Raw genomic sequence first — 23,667 nt, forward strand, 5'->3', positions numbered from 1 at the left:
CGCACATGATCTGGAAGCTCACCACCCTCTCGCCGCTCGCCTTCGCCGTCGCATTGGCAGGCTGTGCCCAGCAGGAGCCTGCGCCCAGCGCACCCGGCCCCGACAGCTCGCGCAATCCTGAGCTGCTACAACCCGATCTCTATCCAAAGGGCGCTGTGTCAGAGCCGCAGGTCCGGTACGGCCGCTACACCCTGGTCAACACCGCGCCGGAGACCGAGCAGCGGGACCTGATGGCCCAAATCATCGACGTGAACATCCCGGCCAACATGAAGCCGACCGTTCGCGACGCCATGCAGTACGTGGTCAACCGGTCTGGCTACAGCCTGTGTGGGCCTGAGCAGGGGCACGTCAACATTCTCTTCACCCGGCCATTGCCGGCGGCCCAGTACAAGCTTGGGCCGATGAGCCTGCGCAACACTCTCCAGGTGCTGGCCGGCCCCGCCTGGCAGGTGAAAGTGGATGAGGTCATGCGGTCGGTGTGCTTCGTACTCCGCCCGGGCTACCAGCTGCCGGAGGGCCAGCGCTACGCTGCTGCGCCGGCAGCGACCCCGAGCCCTGTGGCCGCCAAACCTGTATCACCTGTCGCCAGCCCAGCGGTGACCGTCGCCACAGTGCCCGCCGCTAAACCTCTGGAAACGCACACCGTATCCGCCAAGCCGATACCGAACGTCGCTGTCGCTCCGGAAGCCAAACCTGCGCCCGCCGGCGCGGCGCTGACATCCGCGCCGCTCAAAGCGCCTGGGGGGGCCTTGCATATCGGGCAATCTCCGAACGCCTCCCCGGCGAAGGGCACCTCTGCCACACCTTCTACTGTAGCGGCTTCGGCTCCTGCCAAGCCTGCTTCTCCCGTCCCAGTCACAACAGCAAAGCCGTCGCCCACAGTGGCCGCGACCGCCGCCGGCGCCTACACCCTGCCTTCGGTCCGACTGACCGAGCCAGCCTCTGCCATGACCCAGACCTGGGATGCGCCCATTGGCAGCACCCTGCGGCAGTCCGTCGAGGCATGGGCCAAACGCGCGGGCTGGCAGGTGGTCTGGGAGCCCGATGACCTGGACTACCCCATTGAAGCCGCCCTGCACTTCCGCGGCACCTTTGCCGAAGCTGTCGCACAGGTCTTCCCGCTCTACGACGGCGCTCGCCGCTCCTTCATCGTCGATGGCAACTCCAGCCAGCGCATCGTTCATGTTTCCGAGAGGAAGAAGTCATGACCCTCCCCCTTCGCCTGAGCGCCCTGGCCGCGGCGCTCCTGCTCGCCAGCTGCTCGGTGCAGCGGGTGGACGAATCGGCCCAGCGCGCCGAGAACGATGCTGCTATGGCCAGCCAATACGCAGCCCTGCTGCGTAATCAGCAGCAACAGCCCAAGCGCGAGACCGTCGTGTTCAGCGACAAGCCTTGGGTCTCCACGCAACCGGTGGTGGCCAAACGTGGAATGCCCTCGGCCCTGGACTGCGAGCTCAGCTATCGGCCGTCCGGCAGCGTCGGCATCACCGAGATCGCCCAGTACATCACCAGCCAGTGCGGTATTGCCGTGCTGGTCTCGCCCGATGCACTGAACCCCAATGCCGGGACGGCCGGTACGCAACCTGTCAGCACGGGGCCGGCGCCGATCGGCAATCCCAGCCCAGATAGCCTGGTAGGCCTGTTGCCTGCAGGTGTCATCACCAACCCGGCGACCATGAGCGCTGCCGCGAGCTCAGCAGGTTCCAGTTATCGCGCGGCCGACTTCACCAGCCTGGGCGGCGGAAGTCAGGTCAGCGGCCTCAAGTACAGCGGTAAGGCCTCCGGCCTGCTCGATGAGGTGACGGCGCGCCTGGGCCTGGGGTGGCGCTATTTGCCCGTCGAGCGCGCCGTTCGGATCAGCTATTTCGAAACGCGGGTCTTTGATGTCTGGTCGTTTGGCGATAAGCAAGTCATCGCCAGCACCGTGAAATCCGGAATGGCCACCGCCGCCGGCACCAGCGGCAGTAATTCGGGCGGATCGAGCACCAGCTCCGGTGTTTCAGGCGACGCGGGCAGCAATCAGAGCACCACGGTGACCCTGGAGTCCTCGATCCTGCAGGACATTCAGAACAACGTGAAGGCGATGCTCAGCGTCGCCCCGGCCGGGCGGATGTACTTGGCCCCTTCTACCGGGACCCTCACCGTCACGGATCGCCCTGAGGTTATCTCCCGGGTCGAGGCCTATCTCAACAGCACCAACCGCAGCATCACTCAGCAAGTGCTGTTCAACGTGAAGGTGTTCGAGGTCACCCTGACTGACTCCGATCAGTTGGGTCTCAACTGGGCTGCGGTCTACAAGTCGCTCAACACCAAATGGGGCCTGTCACTCTCCAACACCGTCTCGGGGATCAGCACCGGCGCGACCTCGGCCTCTGTCGGCATCGTCGATACCGCTAACTCGGCCTGGGCAGGCTCCAATGCCATCGTCCAGGCCCTCGCCGAGCAGGGCCGGGTCTCTAACGTCCGGTCGCCCTCGGTCACCACCCTGAATCTGCAGCCGGCGCCGCTACAGATTGGCAACGTCCAGGGCTATCTGGCCTCCAGCCAGACGACGTCAACAGCGTCGGTTGGCTCCAGCACCTCGCTCACGCCCGGCACCATCACCAGCGGCTTCAACATGACGCTGCTGCCGCGCGTACTTGATCACGACGAGATGCTGCTCATGGTATCGATCAACATGAGCAGCAAACCGACCTTCCAGACCTTCACCAGTAACGGTTCCAGCGTCCAGCTGCCGGACTACGACGCCAAGTCGCTGTCGCCCAAGGTCAAGCTGCGCAGCGGCCAGACGCTGATCCTGTCCGGGTTCGAAGAGCTCAATGAAAACGCGGCCAAGACCGGCGTGGGTGACCCCGGCTTCTTCGGCCTCGGCGGCAGCCGCACGCGGACCTCGGGTCATAGCGTCCTGGTGGTGCTGATCACGCCGATCGTGACGGGCTGATCGCATGGCTATCTCTGGTACCCCACCGGCAGCCCCCGCGCAGAACGTGCAGATCCTGACCTATCACGGCAAAAGCTTCGTGTCAGGTCTGGACTGGCATCCGCTGGACAGTCCAACCAGCTACATGAAGGAGGCCCGGCAGTACGGCCGCCTGCATAAGATGGACATCATCGCCATCCGCCGGGCCCGTAACGTCATCCAGGCGGGCTTCGTCGCACGCAGCGCGGGTGCCATGAAGGGCATGTATTCCTTGGCGGCGAGCCTTGCCGGTCAACTGGGTGACTCTTGGCTTGCTGCCTGGCGGATCTCCCCCGATGAGCCACGCTACGCCCTGGTCGCCGTCTTGGATGGCGCGATCATTCCCAACGCCGACCTGGTTGGCTCCGTGGCGGACGTGCAAAAGCGCGTAGCCCAACTGCTGAGTCGGTCCATCACCTTCGACGCGATGTTCCTGCCTGAGGAATTCGGGCTAGGCGGTCAGCCGCTGGACATCGAGGCGCTGCTGCAGCCTGGCAATCTCAAGCGCGAGTACGCCTTGCGTCCGCTCGCCTTCGGCATGAGCAAAGGCGAATGGGTCAAGGTCGCTCTGCTCGGTCTGGTAGTCGTTGGCGGTATCGCAGGCTACGGCCAGTGGAAAGCGCACCAGCATGAGCTGGCGCGGCGCGCGGCCGAGGCTGCAGAGGCCGCTCGCCAAGAGGAACTCAGAGCCCTGAGTCAGCGTTCCGGTGAGCAATTGCCCGTGCAGGCCCTGGAACATCCCTGGGTCAGACGCCCCGGGGTGGCGGCCTTTCTTGCCACCTGTAACGGCGCGATCGACCAACTTCCTTTGTCGATTGCCGGTTGGCTCTTCACGTCGGCGCAATGCGACGGCGTGCTGCTGTCCACCAACTACAGACGTGAAGGTAACAGCACCGCCTCAGGCTTCCTGGCAGCTACCCGCGGGCACTTCGCCGATCAGCCGGCCTTTTTCGATGAAGGTAACGGCGCCGCGCTCAAACTGACCTTCGAGCCGCCGCTGGCCGGTGACGATGAGCTGCTGCAAGAAGCTGCTGCGCTCGCCGACCTGACTTCTTGGCTGCATGGCCAGGGCCTGGCTCCAACGCTCAAGGAAATCCCGGTCGTCGTGCCAGCGCCGGAAGCCTTGCCCGGCCAGCCGGCACCGCCCCCACCGCCACCGCCGGACTACAAGCACTTCGAGCTGACCTTCAACACGGCGCTGCCGCCGGCGATCGTCCTCAAGGACGTGCCCGACCAGGGCCTGCGGCTACGCGAGATCAAGACCCTTCTGCAGAGCGATCAGCTGGCCTGGTCGGTGACTGGTGACCTCTATGTCAAATGACCTTCCCCTCGCCGTAATCGGCGCCCTCATGTTGACGCTGGCCGGGCCTGTGCTGGCCGCTGAGACGAAGTCGGCTGATCCAGACGGTATCACCGTGGGTGAGCTTTCCCGGGTACAGAGCGAGACGATCCTGTTCAAAGCCCAGGGCGAACGCGCCAAGGCGCTGCGCGAGATCAATGGCGGTGGCGTTCAGGCGACCTCCGTACCTCAGCCCAGCTACCCGCAACAGACCCTGCCCATCCAAGGCAATCGTGGAATGACGACGGCCGATCCAGCGAATGCCGTCGAGCAGTTGCCGGTAGTGAAGCTGGTATACGGCTCCGGTAAGGCACTGCACGCCACCCTGCTCTACAGCGGCGGATTCGAGATCGATGCCTCCCTGACGTCAACCGACCTTCCCGGTGGCTACCGCGTCGCCAGCCTGACGTTGGACAGCGTCGTACTCAGCCGCGGCGGTAAGCGTTTCCCTCTGGGTTTCTCCAACCGCGCGCCGAGCTATCCGGTAGCCAGCGTGGCAGCAAGTCAGGGGCCTGTCCTGCCGATGACTGTCACGCCGATGAATCCCATGCCTCCCGCACCTATAGCCGCACCTACGCCTATTGCCCTCCCGGGCGCTACGCCTGGTGGTCTCTGACCTGGAGTTCCGCTGATGACCTCTAACGTTTCCATTGAAAGCGCTGCGGATGAACCGGATGACTCGGCCAAGGCGATCGGCCAGCGCCTTGCAGGTGAGCTGGTTAACGAGCTCCTTCCCCTCCAGGCACGCAACGTCTTGACTGCCGAGGGCGCTCCCTGGGGTTTGATTAAGCCAGAACTTCGGCAGCTACTGGCCTTGGTGGAAGGCTTACGTCCGACCGATCGCGCCCAGCTGCTGGTCTCGGGTCAGCATTTGCGCGATCCCTTCGTGATGGCATTTATGGGCCAGCTGGACCGGGCGGACCTGGATTACCAAGTCGTACCGAGCACCCTGAGTGACATCCAGGCGCTGTACAAGGTCGAGGCGTCCCGCAGTGTCGTGGCTATCTCCGTCGATGGAACCTCACGTCAGCAGGAGGTCATTCGACTGCTGGGCGAGGCCCATACTCGAGGCGCTTCCGACGTCCACTTCGTGGTGGGCCGCGAGATCACCCACATCCTCTTTCGTATCCATGGTCTTCTGACCGAGTACGGTCAGATCCAGAGCCGCATTGGCCGTGAGCTGTGCTCGGCGCTCTATAACTCCATGTGCGACGTGGCCGAAGAGCACTATCAGCCGGAGATCAGCCAGGATGCACGGGTCAAGCACGACTTTGTGGCGCAACTAGGTCTGTTCGGCGCGCGGGTCGCCTCGCGCCCCCTGGTGGGGGGGCCCCTCATGGTCCTGCGACTGCTCTATGACGAGAAAGCCAAGCAGTCCTTGGACGAGCTTGGCTTTCTCTCAGAACAGATCGCCCTGCTCGATCGGCTGCGTCGACTCCCGTACGGCGTCATTCTGATCACTGGACCAACCGGTTCCGGCAAGTCGAAGACCTTGCAGGTCACCCTCAATACGCTGCATAGCGAAACAGAGGGCACTCGCCACATCCTCACCGTTGAGGATCCACCCGAATATCCGCTCAAGGCCAACCAGTCGCCGTTGGGTCATGCCGAGACCTGGGACGGCGCCATCACCAACACCATGCGCCTGGATCCGGACATCCTCATGTACGGCGAGGTGCGAGACCTTGCCACGGCCCAGGCAGCGTTCCGCGGCGGCATGACCGGCCACCTGGTCTTCTCGACCCTGCATACCAACAACGCGGTGGCGAGCCTGCAGCGCCTCATCGACATGGGCGCTGATCCCAGCCTCGTCACAGACCCCGCGCTCATGTCAGGCCTCATCAACCAGTCGCTGCTACCCGTGCTGTGCAGTCACTGCGCCCTGCCCCTGGCCAGCCAACACGAGCAGCTAAATGCGGCCCTCGTCGAGCGACTGACGCGGGTCATGGATACGAAAAGCGTCAAGCTGCAGGGTCCAGGCTGCGTGCACTGCCGCAATCTGGGCGTCTCCTCTCGCACCGTCGTCGCCGAAGTACTGCTGCCCAACCAGCGCTTCATGCAGATCTTTCGTGAGAAGGGAGCCAGTGCGGCGAAAACTTACTGGGTCCGGGAGATGGGCGGGATCACCAAGATTCAGCACACCATCCGCAAGGTCGCCGCCGGCCTGATCGATCCTCGCATGGCCGAAACCATCGTCGGCCCGCTGGACTTCGACCTTTACGTCCTGGAGCAACCCCATGATCAGTAGGGTCCTGGATAGCTTCAGCACCTTCGCCGATACCTTCTACGCCAAGCAATTTGGGAGCAAGGAGCGAATCCAGTTCTACGAAAGCCTCTGCGCGCTGATCGAGAACGGCGTTGGTATCGACCAGGCCCTGGACGAGGTTCGTGGGATCTATAGCGACAACGGCAAAAAGCCGCGTCACCCGGTGGCGCTGGCCAGCGCGGGCATGGTCCAAGGCGTTCGCAACGGCAAATCCTTGGCCGAGGCCTGCCAGAAATGGATGCCCTACCAGGAAGCCGCGATCATCGGCGCCGGCGAGCGTTCCGGCGCCCTGGTCCAGGCCTTCCTGGATTGCGTCCGCATGATCGAGGCGCGCAGCCAGATTAGCTCGCTGGTCGTGAGCACGACGCTGTACCCCTGCTTTATCTGGGCCTTGATGGCGTATCTGCTACACGTTGTGGCAACCCGCATGGTGCCGGCCATGACGCGAGCATCGAACCCGGACAGCTGGTCCGGTGCACCGCGTGTGCTCTATCTCCTCGCCACCTTCGTTCAGCAATGGGGAACGCTCACGCTCATTACGCTGGTAGCCCTGCTGATCGTCATCATTACGACGCTGCCCTACTTCACCGGTCCGCTGCGGGTGAAGCTTGAGGATCTTCCGCCATGGTCGATCTACAAAGCCCTTCACGGCTCCACCTTCCTGCTCAACATCTCCGTGATGCTCAAGGCCAACATCAACCAGGTCGAGGCTTTGGAGTCTCTCTTGCGGGGCGCCAAGCCCTGGCTGCGCGAGCGCCTGGTGGCAGCCATCTACGGCGTGCGGATGGGCAAGAATTTCGGTGAAGCGCTGCGCCTGGCCGGACACGACTTTCCGGACAAGACGGCCGTCCAGTTCCTCTGCGTGCTGGCCACCCGCAAGGGATTCTCCGAGGCCATTCACCGTTTCAGCATCCGTTGGCTGGAGCAGTCACTCAAGATCGTGGGGCGTTACAGCAAGTCCATGCTGACCCTCTCAGCCATCGCCATGGGGTCGCTAATGATCCTGGTGCTACTGGGCACCTACGGCATGCAAGAAGCCGTCACCTCAAACATACACCGCTGATTTAACCCAACCCCCTGCAGTGAGGAAGTCGCAGATGCGTACCCAAAGTTTTTCCGGCAGTCGCCGTCAACGTGGTTTCTTGGAGCTGAGCACCCTGTTCGTGCTTATCGTCGTAGCCCTGGGCATCGCCGGGGCCGTATCGGCCGGGCTGGGCCTGCTCGGCAGCTCTGATGTCAGTACCGAGCAGTCCAACGTCGGTACCCTGATCGCCAATACACGCAAGCTCAAAAGTAGCTCCGGCTATGGCACGTCTGGCACGAACCTGATCTCCCAGCTGGTCACCACCAAGGGCCTGCCGAGCATGAGTCAGTCGGGCTCGAACCTTTACAACAGCTGGAACGGCGCCGTCACCGTTGTATCCGGTGGCATGACCTTCACCGTGACCGAAAACGGTCTTCCGGCGGATGCCTGTGCAACGTTGGCCACCAAGATCAGCCGCGGCACAAAGGTGACGACCACGATCAATGGCGGCACCGCCATCACCGGTGAAGTCGACTCCGCCACGGCCTCGAGCGGTTGTAGCAAGGACAGCAACATCGTCGCTTGGACCGCCTACTGAGTCGGTATGAGCCTGATCACGCAAGCCAATTTCGTCGATCTCTTTCTCGGCCCGGATTTCTCCGATGTAAAGGGGCTGGACGGCTCTGGAAGCCGGCGCGATAGCGCGCCTGCCTCCTGGGGTGATGAGCTGCAGGCGCTGCGTGAGCAGTGCCTGGCCACAATCCTTGATCATGGAGACCCTGAATTCTCGCTGGTTCAAGACGGCATTGTTCTGCGGGTGACCCAGATCAAGGACGCCTTCGCTCAAGACGTCTTCATCATTCGAAAATCCAATGCACAGATCCGTCCCTTCCACCTGCTTGGTTTCCCCGAGCCGCTGGCCAACGCCATGCTCAATGACCAGGTGCGTGGCTTGGTCGTTTTCTGCGGCGAGATGGGCACTGGCAAGACCAGCAGCGCGGCGTCCCTGATTGCGGCTCGCCTGCAGGAATGCGGCGGTACCGCGCTGGCGATCGAGGATCCTCCCGAAACGAACCTAAACGGGCTGCACGGGCAGGGACGCTGCATTCAGATGCAGGTGTCTCGCCGCACAGGTGGCTACGAAGAGGCCTTGCTACGGGCGCTACGCACGGGCGCCGACATGATCCTGATCGGCGAGATCCGCGACACCGCTGCAGCTGTCCAGGCTGTGCGCGCCGCCATCAACGGCGTCTTCGTCGTTTGTACCTTCCACGCCGGCAGTCCGACACAGGCCCTTGATCGTGTCCTGGCGCTTGCCAGCAACGAGATCAAGAACGCCCGCGAGATTCTGGCCCAGGGCCTGGTCGCCGTCGTGGCGCAAACGCTGGAGACCCAGAAGGATCGCCGCATCCTCAAGGTACGCAGCCTGCTGCTGACTGAGGCGGACGGCCCCGCCATCCGGGAGAAGATCCGCAAGAATGAAATATCGAGCCTGGATCAGGACATCGAAAACCAATCCACCAGGAGTCTGTGGGCATGAGCGCGCAAGCTAACGTAAGGCAGGCCGGCTTCATCGCCGTGGAAGTGCTGTTTGGCCTGATCGTGTTGTCGATCCTTGCGGGGATCGGCATCAACCAGTTGATGAACCGCATGGACTCCCAGAACTACCAGATCGCGGCCGACCAGCAAAAGCAGGTAGCGGATGCCGCGGCCAAGTACCTCAAGGACAACTTCGCCACGGTCTACGCCGCGGCCGGCACCACGACGCCGGCGCAGATCACGCCGGCGATGCTGCGCAACACTAATTACCTCCCCGCTGGCGTCACTGACACCAATGCTTTCGGTCAGACCTTCGTCGTGCTCGCCAGAAGGGTGGGCACCAACCAACTCGAATCTATTGTGCTCACCACCGGTGGCCAGACCATCGATGAGATGGGTACTCGTGAAATCGCCGAAAATCTCGGCGCTCCGGGTGGCTTCGTCCCAGTCACCAACACCGGCATCGTCCAGGGCGTGCGTGGAGGCTGGTCGCTTACGCTCAGCAACTACGGTGTGAATCCGGGCGCGGGCCATACCGCCAGTGCCTTATTCCTTCAGGGCGGCACCCTGGCCAACGACTACCTCTACCGCAATGCCATCGCCGGCAAGCCGGAGCTGAACCGGATGAACACCGCGCTGAACATGGGCGGTAACGACCTGAACAACGCGGCCAATATCACCGCCTCGGGTACCGCCAGCATCTCTGGCGACGTGAATGCCGGCCGCAACGTCAATGCCAGTGGCAACGTGAACCTCAATGGCACAGTCACCGCTGGCGGCGACCTGCGGGCTGGATCCATGTACCTGCAGGGCAATGCCTCGATGAATGGCAATGCAACAGTCGGCGGCAGTGTCGCTGTGACAGGAGACGTCACCACCGGCTCGATGTACGCCCGCGGCAACGTCCAGGGCGTCACTGCCAGCATGTCGGGAGAAACCTACACCACAGGCTGGTTCAGGACCCGAGGGGACACCGGCTGGTACAGCGAAAAATGGGGTGGTGGCTGGCACATGACCGATAGCGACTGGATCAGGGCCTATGCAGGAAAGAACGTGTACACGCCGGGGCAAATGCGCGGCAACAGCCTGTTCTCGGAGGGACGTACTTACGTTGGTGAATACCTTCAGCTCAACGGCACCGCCAATGAAAAAGATGGCTGCAACCCGAATGGTCTGGTGAGCCGCGACGGCGCAGGCAAGCTTCTGTCCTGCCAAAATGGGTTGTGGAAGCCGATGGCCTCAGATGTCTCAGGGACGATCTGTGGCATGGCAACCAACTACTGTGGTTGGGATGGGAACATCCGCTGCCAAGGCATGGATCCATATTGCGGGGTCTGTCCTTCGGGCTACTACCTGGTGCATTGGATTGTTCAAGAAGGCGATAAGAATCGATACGTCTGCGCCAAATCCTGAATCACCCCCAAGGTTAAGTCATGCCCATTCTCTGGATTATCCTCTCGGTTGGCCTGATCGCCATGGGCTCCCTGACAGACATCGTGAACCGTGGGGATGAGAGACGTCTTGCCGTCGATGTCTCAGCCCTGGCTCACAATCTGCTGATCTACCGTAACGCCCTTGCCGAATACGCTTACAAAAACCCTGGCGCCAACGGGGTTCCAGCAGATTCGGCACTAGCGTTGCCAACGTGGTGGATACACGCTCCGGGTGTGAGCGGCTATGTTCAAGCCGGCTCCAGTTACACCTACTACCCGACGCCGCCTAATGGGCTGGTCACGGCACTGAGTGAGCTTACGGAATCCACCGCGGTTGGTTATGCCTCAGGCGGCCAGCTGATAAGCCCTACGGGAGGTGCAACCGGCATCGTCCTCCCCGCTGCAGTGCCCACCGGGGCGGCCGTAGCCTATCGTTGAGCGCCGATGTCTCTCCCCCTGCTCTAGCGCGGTCATCTACAATGCCCAACTCTCGCCCTGGGGGGAGGCATGACGGCTGCGGCACTTCATCTCCTTGATGAAAGCTATCCAATCGAAAGTCTGCCCGCCGCTGGAGCGATGCCATGCTTCAACTCCGGTGAAGGCTGCAAAGCAACCACCGGTAGCAATCTGCAAGGAAGAACATGAAATTTCGCCGTGACATAAACGCGCTCCGCGCACTGGCCGTCTCCCTAGTCATCCTCTTTCACTTCAAAGTCCCAGGATTCGACTCTGGCTTTATTGGCGTTGATATATTTTTCGTCATATCCGGCTTCTTAATGACCAGCATCATATTGTCGGGCTTCGAAAAAAACAGCTTCTCTCTTTTGCAGTTTTACCAACATCGGGCTAGACGGATCATTCCTGCATTAGCTGTGCTGTGCACAGCGCTTCTAGCATTTGGTTTCTACGCGCTACCGAATGACGACCTCAGATCTTTGATTCGAGATATAAAATCCAGCCTTCTATTTTTCAGTAATTTCGAGCTGGCTCGTGATGGTGATTATTTTCAAGCCCCGATCAATGAGCATTGGCTGCTGCATACCTGGTCACTATCAGCCGAATGGCAATTCTACCTGCTATACCCGCTGATACTCTTGGGTCTGCGAAAGACGGCGCCCCCTAAAGCCATACCGCTCACTCTCGCGGCTCTATGCGCTCTTTCCTACGCGCTATCTTGCTACTTAACTCCAATAGCGCCCTCTAAGGCTTTCTATCTACTACCGACACGCGCCTTTGAAATGCTGGCAGGCGGACTGGCCTTCGTCGTGAAGGATAAAATCGCCGCACACTCCAAGGCGTATCCACTGTTGGTCGGTTACGCAGCAATCGCTGCGTCGATAGCACTCCTGAATCCAGCGGATGACTGGCCTGGGTACCTAGCCATCCTACCTGTAGCCGGCACCGTGCTGATCATCGTCGCTGCAGCTGAATTCAGGGTTTACCGCCTGAGCGCCGTTCAGTGGCTCGGCAAGATTTCCTATTCAGCCTATCTATGGCACTGGCCGCTCGTTGTCGTCCTCTACTTCATGGGCAAATTAAACGATGCTAAATGGGTAGCGTCAGCCATAGGATTGACCCTGATATTGGCTTCGCTCTCATATCGTCTGGTTGAGCAACGATTCAAGACTAAAAGTTCCCATGGACGCTCTATCATTCATTACGTAGGCTTCACGGCCCTATTCGTCGTCGCGGCGAGCTTGCTGTCAACCTTTGCTAAATCTCATCCAGACTTGAGAGCAGCTCAAAGAGATGACCACCCGCCCGTCTATAAAAGCAGCCTTTTTGATCAAACCTGCTCTTTCTATAGCCAAGGCACCGCCACCTGCATCATGGGCAAAGGTCCCATTCGTGCCATATTGATCGGGGACAGCCATGCACAGGCCACAGCTGCGGCCCTGCAAATAGACAACCCGGAAGCAGCCATAGTCTGGGCTCAAGGCGGTTGTCCTTTGCTCAATGACTTTGAGATGCGTGACAAGAAAGATCAGGCTCTATGCCAAAGCTTCCTAGAGGAAAAGCTGAAAACGCTTGCGACCGATTACAAAGGCGTACCGGTAGTTATATTCAACCGATATTCGCTGTACCGAGATCCGGCCAGCGGCCACTACATATCCTCCGTAAATGAACCGGGGACATCTACCCTGAATGACGCTTACAGCAAGCAATTCCGCCGGACTGTTTGCACTATCGCACAGGATCATCCTGTCTTCCTGGTCAAGCCCGTTCCAACGATGCCATTCAACGTCTATAAGGCGACTGCGCTGCAAAAGCGCCTGATGGCTAGCTCCTCAGATTTCAGTATTCCGGTTGAAGACTATTATCGAGCCAACAGGTCTTCGTTGCAGATGATCGATGAGGTTGCTCAAGCGTGTAACGCTCGGACGCTTGATCCCATGCCAAGGCTTTGCCCAGAGGGACGGTGCCTTGGGGCCAAGAACGGGAAGTCCCTTTATGTCGACGACAACCACCTCGTTGATGCGGGCAACCTTCTGTTGAAAGGACTATTCGAGCCTGTCTTTCAGGTCACGCAATGAGGGACGCGTCTAAACCATCATGAGGCTGGATACGGTTAGCCGCTGAGGCCGTGCCAGTCCTCTGGCAGGGTTCATCCGAACGCCATGTGGCGGTGGACAGGTGAACCCATGCGAGTTTTTTTGTGCGAGAAGCCCAGTCAGGGCAAAGACATTGCCCGGGTGCTCGGCGCCACCGGGCGCGGTGAGGGCTGCATTCACGGTCAGGGGGTGGTAGTGACCTGGGGGATCGGCCACCTTCTGGAGCAGGCGCCACCCGAGGCCTACGATCCGCAGTTGAAGTCCTGGTCGCTGGAAGCGCTGCCGATTTTACCGGCGAACTGGAAGGTCGAAGTCAAGCCCAAGACCAGCAGCCAGTTCAAGGTGGTCAAGGCACTGCTCAAGGAAGCGACCGAACTGGTCATCGCCACCGACGCCGATCGCGAGGGCGAGATGATCGCCCGCGAGCTGCTGGAGCACTGCGGCTACCGCGGCCCCGTCCAGCGGTTGTGGCTATCAGCGCTCAACGACGCCTCGATCCGGCAGGCCCTGGCGAGCCTCAAGCCCGGGACTGAGACATTCTCCATGTATCACTCGGCACTCGCGCGCTCCCGGGCGGACTGGTTGATCGGCATGAACTTCACCCGGCTGTTTACCCTTCTCGGCCGCCAGGCCGGCTACAGTGGGGTGCTGTCGGTAGGACGGGTGCAGACGCCTACGCTGCGCCTGGTGGTCGACCGCGATCGGGAGATCGCCCACTTCGTCCCGGTGCCGTTCTGGAGCCTGGACGTGCTGCTGGCCGCCAACGGCCAAACCTTCACCGCCCAGTGGCGACCTGCCCGCGACATCACCGATGACGAGGGGCGCTGCCTGGACCAGCGCCATGCCCAGGCCGCGCAAGCGCGCCTCACGGCGGGATCTACCGCCATTGCAGTGTCGGTTGAGACCGAGCGGGTCAAGGAGGTAGCGCCCCTACCCTTCGATCTGGGCACGCTGCAGGAGATCTGCTCGAAGAAGCTCGGCCTCGGGGCCCAGGAGACCCTGAACGTCGCCCAGGCGTTGTATGAGACGCACAAGGCGACGACCTACCCAAGGACCGACTGCGGCTACCTGCCCACCAGCATGCTGCCGGAGGTGCCGGCCGTGCTCGAGGCGATCCGGCGCACGGACCCGTCCATTGCCCTGGTGCTGGCCAGCATTGATCCGGCGCAGCGCTCGCGAGCCTGGAACGACGCCAAGATCACCGCGCACCACGGCATCATCCCGACCCTGGAGCCTGCCAACCTGGCGGCCATGAGCGACAAGGAACGTGCGGTCTACAGCCTGATTCGCGCGCACTACCTCGCCCAGTTCATGCCCCACCACGAGTTCGACCGGACAGTGGCGGATTTCGACTGCAACCAGGTGGCGTTGCGGGCGGTGGGCAAGCGCATCGTCGTGCCCGGCTGGAAAACGCTGTTCCAGGCCGCGCGTGCCGCTGAGGATGATGAGGACAGCCAGGAAAAGGACCGCTCGCAGATCCTGCCGCCGCTGCAGAACGCCTCCCGCGCCCAGGTGCAGCAGGCTCAGCTCAAGGCGCAGCAGACGCAACCACCCAAGCCCTACACCGAAGGCGATCTCATTAAGGCGATGAAGACCGTGGCCAAGCTGGTGACCGACCCACGCCTGGCCGCCAAGCTCAAGGAAACCACCGGCATCGGCACCGAGGCCACCCGGGCCAGCATCATCCAGGGGCTGATCGATCGTCAGTTCCTGCTCAAGAAGGGCAAGGCAGTGCGGGCATCCGACGCCGGCTTCTCATTGATCGCCGCGGTGCCCCCGGCAGTGGCCGACCCGGGCACTACCGCTATCTGGGAGCAGGCCCTGGACATGATCGAGGCCGGCACCATGCAGCTGGATGACTTCATCGCCAAGCAGGGCGCCTGGATCGGCAAGCTGGTCGCCCAATATTGCCAGACCACGCTCCACATCAAGGTCCCGGAGGGTCCGTCCTGCCCGCTCTGCCAGGGCAAGATGGCGCAGCGAAAGGGTAAGAGCGGCGACTTCTGGTCCTGCCTGCGCTACCCCGACTGCAAGGGCCTGGTGAACATCGAAACGTCGAAAGGGAAAGGCAAGGGCGGCCCAGGAAAAGCCAAGCGCAGCAGCGCTTCGGCGTAGGCTCCAGGGCCGGTGGGAGCTTTCTTGCCTTTGTCACGGTCACAGCCCCATAATGCAAGCGTTCCACCCCGCTCGCGCGCTGGCGGTCATCAGCGGCAACCCCGGAGCTTCTCGACCTGGTCCTGAAGCTCCACCCCCAAGAGCACGCTAAGCATCGGGTAGGGCGTGTAGATCTTTGCGTGATGCTCTCCCTGTGTCTCCCTGCTCCGCAGCTGACACGCAGCCGTCTAACTTCGTGATAAGCGGGTTTACAGGCACATAGGGCTCACAGAAGGTTCGGTGCACACTGTACTTCGGGCCGACCTGGTGTGTTGGCCCACACTGTTCCTCCCCTTCAGCTGCATTCGAAGGGTAGCCTGGTCCTCTCGGCATCGCCTGGTGGACGAGGCTACCCGTCGGGTAGCCCTCCTCTCTGCCGGTGCCCGCCGGCGCAAAAATGGGATCCCTTTGTGCGCGGATGCGTGCCTTGCGATTACTGGCCCTAGCCACGATAACGGGTCGGGTGAATGCGACGATCATCAGGACGGTAGGTCAATGCCCAGGGACCACCAGTGCCGGTGCTCACGCTCACAGGTGGCATCTTTCTCTTGAGCTCCACTAGCCTCACCCTCGCCGAGGCGCCTTGCTGCTAGACCCAGCGCTGCGCCTGGCGCGCTTCTCCTGCCCCCTTCCTCGCTCCACCGCCGCTTCCGTTCCCGCCCTGCTATACCCTCCTTCCGCTTGACAGCCCTATCCGCCGCCTCCGATGATTGCCCCATGTTCCGCTGACGTGGTCAGCAACATGCCCAGGCAGCTCAGGATCTCAAGACTGCAACGTGGCCACCCACGTCGATCCGAACCCATAGTTCGCCAAGCTTCCGGAGGCGCGAACGGTTGACCGGTTCTTCCGGTTGATGGAGGCACCTCACACATCTGCTCGACCTACCCAGCGGGGACACACTCCCCCGCCCGGAATCAGTGTTTCTCCGCATTACTCACCTGCAGGAGAAACACCATGACCACCCCTACCCTGAGCTATCGCTTTGGCGAATCCGTCGGTACTGCCCTGCGTGAAATCATTCGCTCCGTGCGTAATGCCCAAGCCCAGGCACGTGCTGCGCGTCCGTCCATAGCACCGGCTGAACGTCGTGTAGTCGAGTTCCCACAACCGATCGTATCGGCTGCTGTGCTCGAGGAGATGGATCACGTGCCGGCGTTCGTTCGCCGAAACGCGATCGACCTCAACACCTGGTTCAAGCAAAACACCCAGGAAGCCCAGCCTGAAAAGCCCAAGCGCGAGCGTAAGCCGCGCAAACCCAAGGCTGCCGCCTCTGTCACTGAGCCCGCCCAGTCGCCAGCGCCCCGCGTGCTGCGTCCGGGCTCACTGGACCAGCTGATCGCCCCGTTCGACCCTGAGGTCGCGCTGGCCAGCTGATTCACACCTCACCCACCCCTGTCGGGAAACCTCCCGTCAGGGGGGTTTTCCTGATTTCACCCCTTGATCAAGGAAAACCATGACCTCAAAGAAACTCGCGGCGGTCGCTGAGGACCTCCGCAAGATCGGCACTACCTCGGTAGCCGCTGGTCTAGTGGGTGTCTTCCTGAGCGATCATCGGCTGCTAACGGCTTACGCCATTGCAGCAGGTGTTATAATCTGGCTCGTAGGCATCTACTTCACCTCGGAGGAATGACATGAGTCAGACCGCCTTTGGGATCACCATGTTGTCATTGCTGCTGATCGTCTGTGTTGGTACGCCTGTCTGGCTAGACTGGCCCAACGTCAAAGACAAGGCATTGAAGCTGATCCGCTCGCATTGATGCACCGCTCTACCAAAGCCCTCCTCGGAGGGCTTTTTCATTTCAGGGGTATTGACAAGCGATACGGCCCTGAACATTCTGAGGACGTATGCCGCTGACGTTGTCAGCAACATGCCCCAGGCAGTTTCGGATCTCACGACTGCGATGCGCCCCAGGCGCATTGATCCAAACCCAAGTTCGCTAAGCATTCGGTAGCGCGAACGATTGACCGGCACCCCCGGTTGATGAATGCACCTTCCACCCACCCTCGACGGGACTACCCGTCAGGGCCGGTCTCCGTCACAACCTGGAGACCTTCCATGAGAAGCGGTTTAGCGTTGTACCAGGCATTGCGCTCCATCGATGTCTCGGAAGACAAAGCAACTGCTGTTGTCGATGCTCTGGAGACTGAAATGCAAACCCAGCTGGCTACCAAAGCTGATCTGGCACAGCTCAAGTCCGAGCTCGAACTCAAGCTCACCATCCGCATGGGCGTCATGCTCTCGGCCGCTGTTGGCGTCATGCTGACTGCGTTCAAGTTCATGCACTGACCTGGCACCACCTTTTCTGGCTACACCCACCCACGCGGGGAATACTCTTCCCCTCCCGGGCAAGGTGTTCTCCGTTTTCACCTATTGAAACTGGAGATACACCATGAGCAACCAAGCCAACGAAAGCCAATACTTCGACCTGCACACCACCGGTATCGGTTACCTCAACCGCATCCGCGAAGTGAAACCCAAAGGCAGAGGTGCCAAGCCGTTTTTGGCCGTCACCGTAGCAGCCCTGTGCGGCAGCAAAGAAGCGGTGGAATACCGCTACATCGACTGCAATGTCGTCGGCGCCGAAGCTGAAAAGCTGGTTCGTCGTTGCATTGAAGCCGTCAACGCTGAGAAGAAGGTCCTCGTGTCCTTCCGCATCGGTGATTGCTGGGCTGATCCCTTCACCTACTCTTCCGGACCGAAGCAGGGACAACACGGCGCAAGCCTGAAAGGTCGCCTCCTGTACATCGGCTGGATCAAAGTAGAAGGTGAGTTCGTCTACGAAGCCAAACCGCGCGACGCAGCCCCGGCTGAGCAGCAAGGTACGGATCACGGGGATGACAGCGACCAATCGGCCGCTTGATTCACCCAGTTCTTCCAGGCGCCCACCGGGCGCCCCTGCTCTACCTAGGCTTTGCCCCCTTTCTCTTCGCACACCCATCCGGGGGCACCATCCCCGGACCGGGGCATGGTGATCTCCATTAGCTGAATTTTGGAGCCCATCATGCAAGTCATCGCCACCATCAAGTCCGAGCTGCCCGCCCTGCCCATCGTTGCCGAAGTGTCCTATGACGACGCAACCGAAGAGCTGCTGAGCAGCGACCTGTTCTGCGACAACGCCTGGTTTCTGTTCGAGATGAACGCCACCAGCGCTGATCGCGTTCAAGCCTGACTGACCACACCCTATAGGCGCCCTCGGGCGCCTTTGTCTTTTGGAGGCCCCATGGCAACCAATACCGCACCTGCTCACAGCAAGTTCGATCACGACGACGCCGGCAACAACTACCCGTTGCAGGTCCTGAAGTCACACCGTGGCTACTACCTGGGCACAGTGGACGATGAGGGTCTGCCCTTCAGTCGTGAGTCGGCCGAATACTTCCGCAGCGAACAGGCTGCAGAAGGCGCACTTCACTCAGGCAAGTGGACTCGGCATTCGCTGGGCATCTGACGAGCTAAAATCTACCCTCAAGGGATTCATCATCCCTTGAGGGCATGATGAATCCCAGGACGTTGGAGGCATCATGGACTTGATTATTCAACACTTCGAAGGCCAGGCATTCGTCAGCAACCCTTACGCACCTGGTACCTCTCTTCGCCAAGACCTCTTCGAGCGGCAATTCACCATTCTCCTGCATGGGTCGATGGAGCGCCTTGAGGACTCCGGTCGCGGCACCTTCCACATCGATGGGTACGTCCAGCTCGGCCAGTGCGGCCTGCTCGATGACATCCTGCCCATCGCCCTGGATGCAGTCCGACAAGACCGCTATCCAACACCTGCAGCAGCGCTTACCTTCTGCCCGAAACGGATCTCCGTTTCTGATCGCCACGGCCACCTGGTCATGGCGGGCAAGGTGGATCTTGATAGCCGCAGCATCGACTGGATCGACCCCTGCCGCACGGTTGAGGAAGAAAGGGTGGTGCTGGCTCAGATCCAGCTGTTGCGTTCGCGCTCTGCGTTCCAGCATGGCTGGGACAATTTCAGCACCTCGCGGCTGCTGGAAACCGACGCTGACCTACTCAAGGGTCGGCTAGTCCATAAGTCCTGGCGGCCGCACGTGCTTGCGCTGCTGAACGCCTGATTGAACCTTCACCCACCCGGGGCTTGCCCCCGGTGGGGTATGGCTCCGACGCTTCTTGGTATTTGCCAGCTAGCTAACGATTGCTATGCTGCGCCTTCAACAGGATGTGAACCATGCCATATAACGTTGTGATTTCAGGATGCGTCGAATACGCGGTCGTGAGCCTTCAGGCTGCCGGGCAAGCCCTTACTTTTTATCGAGCGCTAGGCCACAAACCCCGGCTGTTCTACTCGATGTCCTTCGATCACCTCGGTGATGAGATCGATGACGATGGCAATCCTTTACGCCAGCACACCTCTATGACTGCAGCGGACTTCGCCGAATACCTGAAAGGATTCCGCCAAGTTCGATATACCCGCGATCTTGATTTCGACCCTCCCGTTTTGTTAGCGCAGCTTTTCAAGGTATTCGGGGCTTACAAAGGCCAGGAACGCTTGATAGCCGAGCTTCACTACCAAGGTGGATCTGAACAGCCCGTAGAGATTCGCGTCTGTACCCATTTGCTGCGTGTCACCCAGGGCCTCATGGCGCTGGAAGACTTGTAGCAACACTCAACACAACCCAGAGGGGTTGACCCTCTGGGCAGCTCTTCGTCCGAGGAGCTGCATATAAACAACGAATCCACTTCCGTCATTCACCCCGTCACCGAACACACCGGCCTAGTTGCCGCTCTGGCCGACTTGCAGCGTCAGGGTTGGCGCGCGACTGAACTGTGGGATGGCGAGGTCTTGATGCGACACGCAACATTGGTCCGATGATGAGATGACCGAGCGTGCGCGAAAAACCGAATTAAATACATCGCTCACCTTGTCGGCAGGCAATTGAGGCATTAATAGTCAGGCTTAGCGTCAAGTCAAGCTCAAGCCCTCTATACCCTGAAACGCGCAGATAATTTTGCTTGCTTTAATGCTAGATCGCTAAGTTGATCGCCTGCGGTTAAGACCTCTTCGACATGATTATTAACTGAATGCGCTACTTCCCCTATGTTGAGCATGTTGCGATTGATGTCCTCTACAACAGCACTCTGCTCCTCAGCTGCACTAGCAATTTGGAGATTCATGTCGCTGATATCCTTGACCTCCGCGAGGATTGTTTGCAGCGCTACACGAGCAATTTCGGTTTGCTCTACCTGTTGGATGGTCTGCTCCCGACTGCTTTGCATCACCTCTACCGCTTCGCGGGCTCCCGACTGGAGCTTTTGGATCATGTCATGGATCTCACCCGTAGCCACCTGGGTCCTCTGTGCCAGGCTCCGCACTTCGTCAGCCACCACGGCGAAACCTCGCCCCTGGTCACCAGCGCGCGCAGCCTCAATGGCGGCGTTGAGCGCCAGCAGGCTGGTCTGGGCGGCAATGCCATTGATGGTGGTGAGAATGGAGCCGATGCTAACGCTGTCGTGCGCGACCCGCTGAACTTGCTCCACGGCCAGTTCGATCTCTTGGGCCAGCCTGCTGCTCTCCTGCACGCTTTGCTGAACCACCTGCTGGCCGTCGTGGACCGCAGCAGTCGCCTTTTGGGTGGCCTTGGCCGCGTTTCCGGCATTACGGGCGACATCGTGAGCCGTAGCGGTCATCTCGTGCATGGCGGTCGCTACTTGATCGACTTCTAGCAACTGCTGATGCATGCCATCGCGTACCCGGCGTGCGATGTCGGAGGTGTGCTGGGCGCTGTCGCTCACTTCCCCAACCGACTGTACCAGCTGTTTGATGAGATGCTGCAGGGAGGCCAGGAAGGTATTGAAGCCAGTAGCGATGGCCCCCAGTTCGTCGCGACGATTGACCTGCAGTCGCTGTGTCAGATTGCCTTCGCCCTTGGCAACGGCATCCAGCATGGCGACCATCCTGCGCAAGGGGCGAGCGATATAACCACTGATGACCCAAAGCAGCAGCAAGCCGAGGGCGGCAACGATTAGACCCACCAGCATCATGCCGACAATATCGCTGTAGCGCTGCTGGGTAAGAGCCTGTAGCAGTTGCTGAAGATCGGCCAGGACTGCGCTGCGGGGAAGTTGTACCAGCAGTGTCCAGACGGTCGAGCTATTACCAAGGCGCAACGGTAAATATACCTGGTAGAGATCCTGCTTGTCGTCGAAACGTTTGGTGACGCCGTCCTCTAGCTGGCGAAGTTCTTTGGCAGCTCCGCCGAGCACTTCCTTCGCCTGCTTGCCGAGGCTCTCGGCGTTGGCGGTATTGGCGACTATCGTGCCCTGGCTAGCGATCAAGGCAATGCTGCCGGCGCCGTCGTACAGCTGTTTGTTTGCCGCTTCCAGAAGCTTTTGAATGAAGTCCAAGGATAGGTCTGCACCTATCACCCCGCGGAAGGTGCCATCGACCAGGATGGGTGCATTGAAGGAGGACATCAATATCTGCTGCCCATTGATTTCATAGGGAGCAGGGTCGATCACGCAAGCTTTCAGACTTTGTTGCGGGCAGGTGTAGAAAACATTTTCACCTACGCCCGTAGAGAGGATCGTTTTGCTATCGAGGATCTCGCCGAGCGGGACTACTTCGTAGCCGCTCTCGGGTTTGCGATACCACCACGGCATAAAACGCCCAGTCGCATCGTAACCTTGCGCCGTTAGCCCGGCATACTGGCTGTCGGCGCCATCGAAAGCATTACGCTCCCATCCTGCATAGATGTCTAGAAGATTGGGACTGTTGGCAAGGGTCTCTTTTAGTATGTGCGAAATGGCGCTTCGATCTAAATTTAGCTTTGAGTCGTCAGCTCTACCTAGCTGAGCATTCAACTGTGCAAGATTCGAGACAGTCAGCAATGGCTCTTCAAGCTTCTTACCAATATAATTCGCTGTTGCCTGAGCCTGGGCGCCGATGAGTTCTTGGGCACTTTTGTAGGCGAGTTGAGAGGCATGCTTCTCAATCAGGATTTGAGTCTGCGAACCCGAATACAGAACATAGCTTGTCAAGGCCGTTACTACTGCGAGCACGCTGCCGCTGGCATAGAGACTAATAATTGTCCTGACGGAGCGTATGGACATATTGGATTACCTGGCGCGTGTCAAATGAAATGTTAGGGGGAGCGACCCTTTAAAGGGGCCGAGTTCTAAAGAAGGGGCATTAGTGACCGCCTTCAAACAAGATTTACTTCTGCCAATATTGCGCTTTAAAGATATCTATTTTTCATATGTCCCGGCCGCGCGGCAGCTCTTGTCGATGAAGATTTTAAGAGCGCTATGCCTTTCATAAAACCCGGGTCGATATTCAGACCCTCGAGAAAATATGCGCTGGCACCTAGTATTACCAGCGCATAGCTTGGAGTATTGCGGGCCGAATGCCGATCTTGGATGTTAGCGGGCGGTTCGCTGTTTACGCTTTCATTGCTGGATACTCCAGGCGTAAGTCTGATCCAACGACTTTTCCAAGCTGGATATGATTTGAGCGAGATCAATTTGGGTGGAGATCAGGGGCGGACAAAACGCTAGAGCGTCGCCAATCGCTCTATTGATCACTCCATTTTCCTGCATACGATCAACGAGGTATTTACCCAGTAACCCGGGTGTACCGTTTAACGGGGTCTTTCGCACCTTGTGCCCTACTAACTCCATCGCAGCGATCAGGCCAACGCCACGCACCTCACCTACCAGGGGATGGCTTTCAAACGCCCGGAGTTGGCCAAGCAGGAACTCGCCCATCTCGGCGGCATGAGCTACTAGACGCTCTTCTTGGATGATCTTCACATTTTCCAGAGCTACCGCAGTCGCCACGGGGTGACCGCCGCCGGTGAAGCCATGACCGAAGGTACCCAGGACGCCGCTATGATCGGCGATGCCTTGGTACACGTCCTCGTTGAGCAGGATGGCGGCGATGGGCTGATAGGAAGACGACAGCTGCTTGGAAAGTACCAGAATGTCGGGCTTTATGTCGAAGGTTTCGCAACCGAACAGCTTGCCGGTACGCCCGAAACCAGTGATGACCTCGTCCGCCACGATGAGGATGTCATGCCTGCGGCAAACCGCCTGGATCTTTTGCCAGTAAGTACGGGGTGGGACAATGACGCCACCGGCGCCCATGAGCGGTTCGCCATAGAAGGCGGCGATCGTCTCGGCACCTTCTCGCTGGATCAGGGTTTCTAATTCATTGGCGAGACGGTCGGCGAACTGCTCTTCACTTTCCCCTGGTAGGCCATAGCGATAGTGATGTGGGCAGCCGACATGGTAAAAACCCGCGAGAGGCAAATCAAAACCGCGCTGGTTGGCAGGCAACCCGGTAAGGCTCGCGCTGATGGTGGTGATGCCGTGATAGGCGCTCTTACGGCTGATGATCTTCTTCTTGGCGAACTTGCCAAGGGCGTTATTGCGGTACCACA

At 60.0% G+C, this 23,667-nt stretch carries 23 protein-coding genes and 1 pseudogene; 21 read left to right on the forward strand and 3 right to left on the reverse strand.

The features are described 5' to 3' along the window. Positions 1-5: 5 nt before the first annotated feature. The 21 genes from pilL2 (at position 6) to FAZ11_RS23000 (ending at position 19,889) form a co-directional block, all read left to right on the forward strand. Positions 6-1,208, forward strand: coding sequence for a PFGI-1 class ICE element type IV pilus protein PilL2 (gene pilL2, locus FAZ11_RS22915; protein WP_058783976.1), 1,203 nt, complete (start codon positions 6-8; stop codon positions 1,206-1,208). Further along, positions 1,205-2,941: a PilN family type IVB pilus formation outer membrane protein gene (gene pilN, locus FAZ11_RS22920; RefSeq protein ID WP_058783975.1), complete on the forward strand. Its 1,737-nt coding sequence runs from the start codon at positions 1,205-1,207 to the stop codon at positions 2,939-2,941. The genes pilL2 and pilN overlap by 4 nt, the downstream gene beginning before the upstream one ends. 4 nt (positions 2,942-2,945) lie before the next feature. Then, positions 2,946-4,280: a type 4b pilus protein PilO2 gene (pilO2, locus tag FAZ11_RS22925; RefSeq protein WP_081320994.1), complete on the forward strand. Its 1,335-nt coding sequence runs from the start codon at positions 2,946-2,948 to the stop codon at positions 4,278-4,280. Continuing rightward, the gene (gene pilP / locus FAZ11_RS22930) at positions 4,270-4,914 is read left to right on the forward strand and encodes a type IV pilus biogenesis protein PilP (protein ID WP_058786276.1); all 645 of its coding nucleotides are present in this window, start codon (positions 4,270-4,272) and stop codon (positions 4,912-4,914) included. Before pilO2 ends, pilP begins: the two co-directional genes overlap by 11 nt. Positions 4,915-4,929: 15 nt before the next feature. Further along, positions 4,930-6,546: a GspE/PulE family protein gene (locus FAZ11_RS22935; RefSeq protein ID WP_167497029.1), complete on the forward strand. Its 1,617-nt coding sequence runs from the start codon at positions 4,930-4,932 to the stop codon at positions 6,544-6,546. Further along, positions 6,536-7,627, forward strand: coding sequence for a type II secretion system F family protein (locus FAZ11_RS22940; RefSeq protein WP_058778674.1), 1,092 nt, complete (start codon positions 6,536-6,538; stop codon positions 7,625-7,627). Before FAZ11_RS22935 ends, FAZ11_RS22940 begins: the two co-directional genes overlap by 11 nt. Before the next feature lie 34 nt (positions 7,628-7,661). Next, positions 7,662-8,186 (forward strand): type 4 pilus major pilin, encoded by a 525-nt coding sequence (locus FAZ11_RS22945; RefSeq protein WP_058778673.1) that lies wholly within the window; start codon positions 7,662-7,664, stop codon positions 8,184-8,186. Positions 8,187-8,192: 6 nt separating this feature from the next. Next, on the forward strand, positions 8,193-9,128 hold the full coding sequence (locus FAZ11_RS22950; RefSeq protein ID WP_058778672.1) for an ATPase, T2SS/T4P/T4SS family: 936 nt from the start codon (positions 8,193-8,195) through the stop codon (positions 9,126-9,128). After that, positions 9,125-10,540, forward strand: a complete 1,416-nt coding sequence (gene pilV, locus FAZ11_RS22955) for a shufflon system plasmid conjugative transfer pilus tip adhesin PilV (RefSeq protein ID WP_081320993.1) — start codon at positions 9,125-9,127, stop codon at positions 10,538-10,540. Before FAZ11_RS22950 ends, pilV begins: the two co-directional genes overlap by 4 nt. Positions 10,541-10,560: 20 nt before the next feature. Beyond that, positions 10,561-10,998 (forward strand): type IV pilus biogenesis protein PilM, encoded by a 438-nt coding sequence (pilM, locus tag FAZ11_RS22960; RefSeq protein WP_058778671.1) that lies wholly within the window; start codon positions 10,561-10,563, stop codon positions 10,996-10,998. Positions 10,999-11,201: 203 nt separating this feature from the next. Next, positions 11,202-13,094, forward strand: a complete 1,893-nt coding sequence (locus FAZ11_RS22965) for an acyltransferase family protein (RefSeq protein WP_058783972.1) — start codon at positions 11,202-11,204, stop codon at positions 13,092-13,094. A 108-nt stretch (positions 13,095-13,202) separates the two neighbouring features. After that, a complete protein-coding gene (locus FAZ11_RS22970) occupies positions 13,203-15,227 on the forward strand; it encodes a DNA topoisomerase III (RefSeq protein ID WP_058783971.1) in 2,025 nt (674 codons plus the stop codon). Positions 15,228-16,221: 994 nt separating this feature from the next. Beyond that, positions 16,222-16,641, forward strand: a complete 420-nt coding sequence (locus FAZ11_RS24875; RefSeq protein ID WP_058783970.1) for a hypothetical protein — start codon at positions 16,222-16,224, stop codon at positions 16,639-16,641. A 79-nt stretch (positions 16,642-16,720) separates the two neighbouring features. Next, entirely contained in the window at positions 16,721-16,897 is a 177-nt protein-coding gene (locus FAZ11_RS24825; RefSeq protein WP_167497030.1) for a hypothetical protein, read from the forward strand. Position 16,898: 1 nt separating this feature from the next. Continuing rightward, positions 16,899-17,024 carry a hypothetical protein gene (locus FAZ11_RS25250; RefSeq protein ID WP_256203955.1) on the forward strand — a complete coding sequence of 42 codons (126 nt, stop codon included), beginning with the start codon at positions 16,899-16,901 and terminating at the stop codon, positions 17,022-17,024. Positions 17,025-17,323: 299 nt separating this feature from the next. Beyond that, on the forward strand, positions 17,324-17,554 hold the full coding sequence (locus tag FAZ11_RS22980; protein WP_058778667.1) for a hypothetical protein: 231 nt from the start codon (positions 17,324-17,326) through the stop codon (positions 17,552-17,554). 103 nt (positions 17,555-17,657) lie between these two features. Beyond that, positions 17,658-18,128, forward strand: coding sequence for an STY4534 family ICE replication protein (locus FAZ11_RS22985; protein WP_058778666.1), 471 nt, complete (start codon positions 17,658-17,660; stop codon positions 18,126-18,128). 141 nt (positions 18,129-18,269) lie between these two features. Further along, positions 18,270-18,437, forward strand: a complete 168-nt coding sequence (locus FAZ11_RS24830) for a hypothetical protein (protein ID WP_167497031.1) — start codon at positions 18,270-18,272, stop codon at positions 18,435-18,437. A gap of 51 nt (positions 18,438-18,488) precedes the next feature. Then, positions 18,489-18,713, forward strand: a complete 225-nt coding sequence (locus tag FAZ11_RS22990; protein ID WP_058767891.1) for a hypothetical protein — start codon at positions 18,489-18,491, stop codon at positions 18,711-18,713. Positions 18,714-18,786: 73 nt separating this feature from the next. Continuing rightward, the gene (locus tag FAZ11_RS22995; RefSeq protein WP_058767892.1) at positions 18,787-19,344 is read left to right on the forward strand and encodes a hypothetical protein; all 558 of its coding nucleotides are present in this window, start codon (positions 18,787-18,789) and stop codon (positions 19,342-19,344) included. Positions 19,345-19,457: 113 nt separating this feature from the next. After that, positions 19,458-19,889, forward strand: a complete 432-nt coding sequence (locus tag FAZ11_RS23000; protein ID WP_042133145.1) for a hypothetical protein — start codon at positions 19,458-19,460, stop codon at positions 19,887-19,889. 323 nt (positions 19,890-20,212) lie between these two features. Here the strand turns inward: FAZ11_RS23000 and FAZ11_RS25640 are convergent, their stop codons facing one another. The 3 genes and pseudogenes from FAZ11_RS25640 to FAZ11_RS23010 form a co-directional block, all read right to left on the reverse strand. After that, positions 20,213-20,968 carry a methyl-accepting chemotaxis protein gene (locus tag FAZ11_RS25640; protein WP_420849724.1) on the reverse strand — a complete coding sequence of 252 codons (756 nt, stop codon included), beginning with the start codon at positions 20,966-20,968 and terminating at the stop codon, positions 20,213-20,215. A 102-nt stretch (positions 20,969-21,070) separates the two neighbouring features. Continuing rightward, positions 21,071-22,339 (reverse strand): annotated as a pseudogene (locus FAZ11_RS25645) (methyl-accepting chemotaxis protein); the annotation flags it as partial. A gap of 336 nt (positions 22,340-22,675) precedes the next feature. Further along, positions 22,676-23,667, reverse strand: a 992-nt coding sequence (locus tag FAZ11_RS23010; RefSeq protein WP_137283169.1) for an aminotransferase class III-fold pyridoxal phosphate-dependent enzyme, incomplete at its 5' end; no start/stop codon positions are given.

This window comes from Pseudomonas rhizoryzae (assembly GCF_005250615.1).
In the GTDB taxonomy this organism is placed as follows: Bacteria; Pseudomonadota; Gammaproteobacteria; order Pseudomonadales; family Pseudomonadaceae; genus Chryseomonas; species Chryseomonas rhizoryzae.

What these genes read in the sequence shown, in the direction of transcription:
- pilL2 (WP_058783976.1), top strand. Translation starts at nt 6, where the DNA reads ATGATCTGGAAGCTCACCACCCTCTCGCCGCTCGCCTTCGCCGTCGCA.
- pilN (WP_058783975.1), top strand. Translation starts at nt 1,205, where the DNA reads ATGACCCTCCCCCTTCGCCTGAGCGCCCTGGCCGCGGCGCTCCTGCTC.
- pilO2 (WP_081320994.1), top strand. Translation starts at nt 2,946, where the DNA reads ATGGCTATCTCTGGTACCCCACCGGCAGCCCCCGCGCAGAACGTGCAG.
- pilP (WP_058786276.1), top strand. Translation starts at nt 4,270, where the DNA reads ATGTCAAATGACCTTCCCCTCGCCGTAATCGGCGCCCTCATGTTGACG.
- FAZ11_RS22935 (WP_167497029.1), top strand. Translation starts at nt 4,930, where the DNA reads ATGACCTCTAACGTTTCCATTGAAAGCGCTGCGGATGAACCGGATGAC.
- FAZ11_RS22940 (WP_058778674.1), top strand. Translation starts at nt 6,536, where the DNA reads ATGATCAGTAGGGTCCTGGATAGCTTCAGCACCTTCGCCGATACCTTC.
- FAZ11_RS22945 (WP_058778673.1), top strand. Translation starts at nt 7,662, where the DNA reads ATGCGTACCCAAAGTTTTTCCGGCAGTCGCCGTCAACGTGGTTTCTTG.
- FAZ11_RS22950 (WP_058778672.1), top strand. Translation starts at nt 8,193, where the DNA reads ATGAGCCTGATCACGCAAGCCAATTTCGTCGATCTCTTTCTCGGCCCG.
- pilV (WP_081320993.1), top strand. Translation starts at nt 9,125, where the DNA reads ATGAGCGCGCAAGCTAACGTAAGGCAGGCCGGCTTCATCGCCGTGGAA.
- pilM (WP_058778671.1), top strand. Translation starts at nt 10,561, where the DNA reads ATGCCCATTCTCTGGATTATCCTCTCGGTTGGCCTGATCGCCATGGGC.
- FAZ11_RS22965 (WP_058783972.1), top strand. Translation starts at nt 11,202, where the DNA reads ATGAAATTTCGCCGTGACATAAACGCGCTCCGCGCACTGGCCGTCTCC.
- FAZ11_RS22970 (WP_058783971.1), top strand. Translation starts at nt 13,203, where the DNA reads ATGCGAGTTTTTTTGTGCGAGAAGCCCAGTCAGGGCAAAGACATTGCC.
- FAZ11_RS24875 (WP_058783970.1), top strand. Translation starts at nt 16,222, where the DNA reads ATGACCACCCCTACCCTGAGCTATCGCTTTGGCGAATCCGTCGGTACT.
- FAZ11_RS24825 (WP_167497030.1), top strand. Translation starts at nt 16,721, where the DNA reads ATGACCTCAAAGAAACTCGCGGCGGTCGCTGAGGACCTCCGCAAGATC.
- FAZ11_RS25250 (WP_256203955.1), top strand. Translation starts at nt 16,899, where the DNA reads ATGAGTCAGACCGCCTTTGGGATCACCATGTTGTCATTGCTGCTGATC.
- FAZ11_RS22980 (WP_058778667.1), top strand. Translation starts at nt 17,324, where the DNA reads ATGAGAAGCGGTTTAGCGTTGTACCAGGCATTGCGCTCCATCGATGTC.
- FAZ11_RS22985 (WP_058778666.1), top strand. Translation starts at nt 17,658, where the DNA reads ATGAGCAACCAAGCCAACGAAAGCCAATACTTCGACCTGCACACCACC.
- FAZ11_RS24830 (WP_167497031.1), top strand. Translation starts at nt 18,270, where the DNA reads ATGCAAGTCATCGCCACCATCAAGTCCGAGCTGCCCGCCCTGCCCATC.
- FAZ11_RS22990 (WP_058767891.1), top strand. Translation starts at nt 18,489, where the DNA reads ATGGCAACCAATACCGCACCTGCTCACAGCAAGTTCGATCACGACGAC.
- FAZ11_RS22995 (WP_058767892.1), top strand. Translation starts at nt 18,787, where the DNA reads ATGGACTTGATTATTCAACACTTCGAAGGCCAGGCATTCGTCAGCAAC.
- FAZ11_RS23000 (WP_042133145.1), top strand. Translation starts at nt 19,458, where the DNA reads ATGCCATATAACGTTGTGATTTCAGGATGCGTCGAATACGCGGTCGTG.
- FAZ11_RS25640 (WP_420849724.1), bottom strand. Translation starts at nt 20,968, where the DNA reads ATGCATCAGCAGTTGCTAGAAGTCGATCAAGTAGCGACCGCCATGCAC.